This window comes from Synechococcus sp. R65.1, from assembly GCF_047461755.1.
Taxonomy (GTDB): domain Bacteria; phylum Cyanobacteriota; class Cyanobacteriia; order Thermostichales; family Thermostichaceae; genus Thermostichus.
In genome coordinates this window covers 276,287-282,441 of sequence record NZ_JANSHU010000001.1, presented here as the reverse complement: position 1 = coordinate 282,441, position 6,155 = coordinate 276,287, and the positions used below count along the sequence as shown (strand labels likewise).

Annotated in this window: 6 protein-coding genes and 1 tRNA gene; 5 read left to right on the top strand and 2 right to left on the bottom strand. The window is 58.3% G+C overall.

The genetic code is table 11. The annotated features are described in order from the left end of the window. Positions 1–110: 110 nt before the first annotated feature. A complete protein-coding gene (gene rpsB, locus NW814_RS01470; protein WP_414404911.1) occupies positions 111–902 on the bottom strand; it encodes a 30S ribosomal protein S2 in 792 nt (263 codons plus the stop codon). A gap of 210 nt (positions 903–1,112) precedes the next feature. Between rpsB and NW814_RS01465 the strand changes: the two genes are divergently transcribed. Further along, a tRNA-Pro gene (locus NW814_RS01465) sits at positions 1,113–1,186 on the top strand. A 523-nt stretch (positions 1,187–1,709) separates the two neighbouring features. Here the strand turns inward: NW814_RS01465 and NW814_RS01460 are convergent. Next, complete coding sequence (locus tag NW814_RS01460; protein WP_414404910.1) at positions 1,710–2,462, bottom strand: 5'-methylthioadenosine/adenosylhomocysteine nucleosidase; 753 nt, start codon at positions 2,460–2,462, stop codon at positions 1,710–1,712. A 115-nt stretch (positions 2,463–2,577) separates the two neighbouring features. Between NW814_RS01460 and NW814_RS01455 the strand changes: the two genes are divergently transcribed. The 4 genes from NW814_RS01455 to NW814_RS01440 all read left to right on the top strand — a co-directional run bounded on the left by NW814_RS01455 (position 2,578) and on the right by NW814_RS01440 (position 6,118). Beyond that, on the top strand, positions 2,578–3,045 hold the full coding sequence (locus NW814_RS01455; RefSeq protein WP_414404909.1) for a YbjN domain-containing protein: 468 nt from the start codon (positions 2,578–2,580) through the stop codon (positions 3,043–3,045). Between the two features lies 1 nt (position 3,046). Beyond that, entirely contained in the window at positions 3,047–3,793 is a 747-nt protein-coding gene (locus NW814_RS01450; protein WP_414404908.1) for a lipoyl protein ligase domain-containing protein, read from the top strand. A 282-nt stretch (positions 3,794–4,075) separates the two neighbouring features. Beyond that, a complete protein-coding gene (locus NW814_RS01445; RefSeq protein ID WP_414404907.1) occupies positions 4,076–5,404 on the top strand; it encodes a TPM domain-containing protein in 1,329 nt (442 codons plus the stop codon). A gap of 105 nt (positions 5,405–5,509) precedes the next feature. Then, positions 5,510–6,118 carry an NADH-quinone oxidoreductase subunit J gene (locus tag NW814_RS01440; protein WP_414404906.1) on the top strand — a complete coding sequence of 203 codons (609 nt, stop codon included), beginning with the start codon at positions 5,510–5,512 and terminating at the stop codon, positions 6,116–6,118. Positions 6,119–6,155: the final 37 nt, after the last annotated feature.

Here is a 6,155-nt window from a genome sequence, read left to right as displayed (position 1 = left end):
GAAGCTCCGCAGCCGCTCCCCTGGGAAATAATTCTAAACCTAGCTCCCCAAGGGTATGGGGCAGAAAGGAGGCAAGGGAATGCCAGGGGGGGTCTGGGATCCCTTTGGGGCTACTCGCCCTCGTCGGCCTCCCCTTCGTCTCCCAGGTCTTCCAGAATGTCTTCTTCTAGATCCACAGCCCCCTCGTAGTCGTACTCTTCCTCTTCGACGGTGTCGAGCTGCCCATGCCGCCCCTCGTAGATGGCATCGGCCAGCTTGCCTACAATCAGCTTGATCGCTCGAATGGCATCGTCATTAGCGGGGATGAAGACGTCGCTGAGGTCAGGGTCACAGTTGGTATCTAGGAGGGAGATGATGGGGATCTTAAGCTTGATGCATTCTCGGACGGCGTTGGCTTCGCGCCGCTGATCGACGATAATCACAGCGTCGGGGAGCCGGCGCATGGTCTTGATGCCGCCTAGGTACTTCTCCAGCTTGGCCAACTCACGCCTTAGGCGGCCTGCTTCTTGTTTGGGCAAGCGGTCGAGCAGGCCACTGTTTTGCATCTCTTCGATTTCTTTGAGGCGATCAATACGGGTTCTCATCGTGGCCCAGTTGGTGAGCATGCCCCCCAGCCAGCGCTGATTGACGTAGTAGCTGCCACAGCGGGTGGCTTCGTGGGCAATGATCCCAGCAGCTTGCCGCTTGGTGCCGACAAATAGAAAGCGCCAGCCCTTCTCGGCACCCTCCCGCACGTATTCATAGGCTTCATTGAGGTAGCGGGCTGTCTGCACCAAGTCAATGATGTGGATGCCGTTGCGCTCAGCAAAAATGTAGGGCCGCATCTTGGGGTTCCAGCTGCTGGCCTTGTGACCGAAGTGAACTCCAGCCTCCAACAGTTGAGGCAAAGTGACAATGCCCATGGTTCAGTTATCTCCTACGGGTTAGCCTCCGCCTGAACAGATCCCAGTTAAGGGCACCCGGTGGTTCAGGCGTGTGGGATTTTGACAGCCTAACCAGGCTAGCATGTCCCTTGCAGGATTTGGCAGCCGGGGGGGAACTCTTGCCAAGATCCAGTTTCTAGTGCTAGCTTAGTAGAGCACCTCCAGAGAGGATCTCTGGTACAGGTGCGTCGGGGCGTAGCGCAGCTTGGTAGCGCACCACTTTGGGGTAGTGGGGGTCGAAGGTTCAAATCCTTTCGCTCCGACTTAGCTTAGAGGGAGCCCCTGTTTAAGAGCAGGGGCTAAGGTTTTTTTCGGGTAAGGATTACGGCAAGCTACCCTAGGGCTAAGGTCAGGGGTGTTGAGGACTCCGTCTCGCTTGTACCGGAGTAGGATTAGTAACCTCTGTTGGCGGGCGGCGCTTCCTCCCTACAGCTAGATTGATGAGGACTTTCCTCTAGTCCTCGACTTGAACTCCATCCGTTCGCGTAGCGGGCCGGAGGCCACTTTGGGGCATGCTGTGCATCCTCGCCAACGCACCTTCTGCCTCCACGTGGATTAGCTAGGCTAGTAGGCGAGCAGATCCATTTCTTCGGGTAGGCACTCTGCCTAGGCGAAAGTTAGCTCCGTCTTCAGCCTGTGTGCTCGATCAAGAGCAAGGAGCAACTCTCGTCAGCTCGACGGGAAGTGACGCCTGTGGACTAGTGGGGTAGTGAAGGTGGGCTCTGCTGCTAGCTACGGGTCGTTCTGGAGCAAAAGTCCGCTTTTTTCCGGAGTTGTATAAGTCTTTCAGAGCGGAGGAGGCAAGCTTTGCAAAACGCTGTGAACCACCGCTGCCGAGTTGAGAGCCGCTGTCTGAAAAAAAGTTAGAAAATCGGTATCGCTTCCTACATCGCTGACCGATCGCACCAGCAGACAAGGGATCCCAGCTTCTTGCGCCACCCGCACCACTGCCGCTCCTTCCATCTCCACCACCAGGGCCCCGGTGCGCTCGCGAATTTGGCGCCGTAGGTTGGCGTCGGCCACAAATACATCGCCGGTGGCTACTAGACCTTGGTGGATGGCCGGTTGCCGTCCCTGCAGAGGGTGGAGAGGGATCCGCTCCAGCTGAGGCACAATCAGGTCGTAGAGGGCCCTATCGGCCTCGGCTAGAGGATGGCGCAACTCGGGGATGAAGTCGATCCCCAAGACAAAGCCCTCTGGGCGGCCAGTGCCAAAATCGTGCTCGATGGCGGCATGGGCCAGCACCACATCTCCCATCTGGAGATGATCGGCCAAGGCGCCGGCCACGCCGGTAAAGATGATTCCCCCGATGGGGAAATGGGCCACCAGCAGAGCTGCCGTAGTTGCCGCCCGCACTTTGCCCACCCCCCCTTGAACCACCACCACCGGCTGCCCAGCTAGGGATCCCTGATGGAACTGCCGCCCCAAGTAGGTATGGACGGAATGGGTTTCCATGGCCTGGGTGAGCATGGCCACTTCTTCTGGCAAGGCTCCCACAATACCAATAGCTTTCTGGGATGGGCTAGATGCAGTTGCCATCGCGCTTGCAGTTAACCCAAAGCAGCTCCATTCTGGCGCAAGCCGGATCCGGCTAGGAGCTCAGACTCCTAGGGAGTATAGTTAAGGTGGTTGACAGGGAGTAGGGAAAAAGGCCATGGCCTACAGCGAGCCGCTCATCGAACGTTCCTCAGAGGTTTTTCCAGGACTAGTGGAAGAGCCCCCTCGCTACGTTGAAATAGTCTCGGCAGTGGTTTCCAGCCTCAAAGAAGATGCCGCCTACGAAAACCACGAGCAGGGGCACACCTGGAAATTCACCTACGGCACCGTGGAAGTGTTCGTCCACCTGAGCGGCGAATCCCCCGAAGATACCCTGTTGGTGTGGTCTCCCGTTCTCTCTCTGCCGGTGGCGGAGCCGGCTAAGCTCATGCGGAAGCTGCTGGAGAAGAACTGGAGCGACACTCTGGAAGCGCGCTTTTGCATCTGGAACAACCAGGTGGTGTTAAACCATTACCGCACCCTAGAAGGGATCACAGCGGGCGAAATTTCCCGCGCCATTACCATTGTGGCCAGCCTGGCCGACGAGTACGACGAGCCGCTCCGAGCAGAGTTTCCGCCTGCTTGAGATGGGATCCCAGGGCTCTTGGCTGCCCTATCGCGTGGCCGCTGGCAACTGGCAAATGGAACAGGACTTTTGGCTTTTGCAGCGGCTGCGCCACGTCCCCAAGCCCTACTTGCGCTTTTATGGCTGGGATCGGCTCACCCTTTCTCTAGGCAGGCATCAGGTTTGGGAGCCCCCGCCAGGGATCCCAGTGGTGCGCCGGCCCACGGGGGGAAGGGCGGTGTTGCATCAGGCGGCTGAAGAGGGGGCAGAGCTCACCTACAGCTTGGTGCTGCCCCTCTCTTACCTCCAAGCTCGCCTACCCCGTTTGCAGCGAGCCTGCGTGTACGACTTCTGCTGCCGCTTTTGGGTTCAGGGGCTGGCCGCGCTGGGCGTTGAAGTGGATCCGCCTGTTTCTGCTCCCAGCCGGACGGATGGTCAGAACCGCCCAACCCCAAATCCAGGCTACCGCAATAAAATCAGTTGCTTTGCCTCCCGTACCCGCGCTGACTTGAGCTGGCGAGGCAAAAAGCTCATGGGCAACGCCCAACTGTGGCAGCCTTGGGGGATCTTGCAACAGGGATCCCTCCTGTTGCGGCCCAATCTAGCGCTCTGGGAACAGTACCTGCCCGGCTCGCAGGTGATTGGCGTGTACGACCTTTGCCCAAGGGCGCCAGGGATCCCTGAGTTGATTGAGCATTTTCTCCGCATGGCCCAGGAGTGCTTTGAGGTGGAATGGCAAGAAGAAGCCTGGCCCTCACTGCTGGCTTAGTTTCTGGTTTCTAATCAACCATCGAGGGAGCAAGAAATAGCTTGACTCTTGCTGAAAAAGAGTTGTGCAGAAAAATCCGGAAGGCTTTGCAGCTAGACCGAAGAAGATTTTCCCTTGCTTAGAGCTCTAGCCTCTTTCCCCTGCGAAAAGAGGAAAGCCAAGACTCGTCCCAGCGCTATTTTTTGTGTCGACAAACACCAAAGGCAAAGCAGCAAGAGACTGCTACCCTCTCCATCCCCAATAGCTGTGCTAAAACCAAGGCAGCGCTCAGCCAGGTAGGCCATGCCAAAAGTTTGGGCGGCAGTTTTGCTAGGCATTTTCCTACTGCCGCAGCCCGCTTGGGCCATTACCCTTGAACAAGTGCCCAACCCCCGCCGTCAGTATGGAGGGTGGGTTTCCGATACCGCCAACATCCTCAGCAGCAGCACCGAAAACGAGCTGAACCGCCTTATCACCCAGCTTGAGCAGCGCACCGGTGCCGAGATGGCGGTGGTTACGGTACCCAATACCCAGGGATATGCCACACCGAAAGCGTTCACTACGCAACTATTCAACTACTGGGGCATTGGCAAGGCTGGCCGCAACAACGGCGTGTTGTTCCTCGTCTCGGTAGGAGATCGGCGGATAGAGATTGAGACAGGCAGAGGCTTGACCACCCTCCTCCCCGACAGCCAGGTTCAGCAGATTATCGACCAGCAAATCCTGCCCAGGTTTCGCGCCGGAGACTTCGACGGCGGCACCCTAGCGGGAGTACGGCAGTTGGCCTCAGCCCTGCAGGGGCAGCAGGCTTCCACCTCTCTTTCCCCTGCAACCGTTCCTCAAGCGGTTGGAGCGGGATCCCTGGCTGTTGCCCAAAGCTCCCTGGAAGGGATCCTGCTGCTATTGGGGATCATCATCCTAGGGGTGGGGTGGCAGCGCTCCCGCTTGCCGGTCTACCTAAAGGCCGAGCGAGGGACAAGACGAGCTATCCCCCTGACCCGTCGAACTCAAGAGGCGGCTGCTCTCTCTTCGCTCCAGAGCGATCCCATTCGACTGTTTCTCTATTCCGGCTCCCTTTGCCTTGGCCTCTTCCTGATGTCGGCCAGTGGCAACTGGCTGGTGCTGACGCTGCCCCTCCTGGCGGCTGTGGTGACCGACGGCACCCTGTGCCAGAAGCGGGGGATCCCCTTTCAGCCCGTGGTCTGCCAAAGCTGCGGTCGACCCATGCGCCCCATCCAGGCGCAAGTTCTCGATACGTGCCTCTCCCCGGGAGATCGCTTGGCCAAAAGCCGGGGCAGAGCCAGCTACTACGGCTGGTTTTGCCCTAGCTGTCAGGGGGCAGCTGTGGTTGTTCGCGAGAATGCATTTTATCGCCACCTCTATTGCCTCCGGTGTCAAGCTCTCACCCTTGACCTCACCACCCAGGTTCTCAGGGAAGCCACCTATTCCTCTAGCGGCTTGAAGCTGGAAATCCTGAGCTGTCCTATCTGCGGGTACCGCAGCGAGCGAGAGGTGGTCATCCCCGAGCTCAGCGACACAGACACAGATTCAGACTTCGGTGGAGATTCAGGTGGAGATTCAGACTTCGGGGGCGGTAGCAGCGGAGGTGGCGGAGCGGGCGGCAGTTGGTGAGACTCAACTCTAGAGATTTCTCTATCGATCTGAAAAAGGAGTCGGGCTTCTCTTAAATCCGCCAGGGCAGTACAGTGGTAAGGGAGCAGCGATAGAGAAGATCCCATGACCCTTGCAGAAGGCGTACAACTGGTTAGCTTTGGGGTGCTCTCGGCAATGGCCATTGGCTTTGCCCTGGGAGTGGTTTGGGCCCCTAACATCGTCTATTCCGGCTTTCTCTTGGGGGGCGTTTTCCTGAGCATAGCTGGGCTGTACCTTCTCTTGAATGCCGATTTTGTGGCCGCCGCCCAAGTTTTGATCTACGTCGGCGCCGTCAACGTACTGATCCTGTTTGCCATTATGCTGGTGAACCGGCGCTACACCTTTGCCCCTCTGAAGCTGGGCTGGCTGCGCAATGGAGTGACAGCGGCAGTGTGTTTGGGTCTGTTTGCCCTGCTTACGGTGATGGCCTTCAACACTCCTTGGCCTCTGCAGCCAATCCAGCCTCTAAGCAGCGCTATGGTGATCGGGGGGCATTTCTTTAGCGATTATCTGTTGCCGTTTGAGCTGGCCTCCGTTCTGCTGCTGATGGCGTTGATCGGGGCCATTGTGCTGGCGCGTCGAGAGTTTGTCGTTCCCCAAGCCGGAGAAGGGGATCTTAGCTTGCTGGAGCGGGCCCGGCCCCAGCTTGAATCGGAGTCAGAACGGCAAGCAGAGCTAGTGAGCACCCGTTAGAGCTGGTCTCATACCCCTCTCTACCCATCGGAGTCTC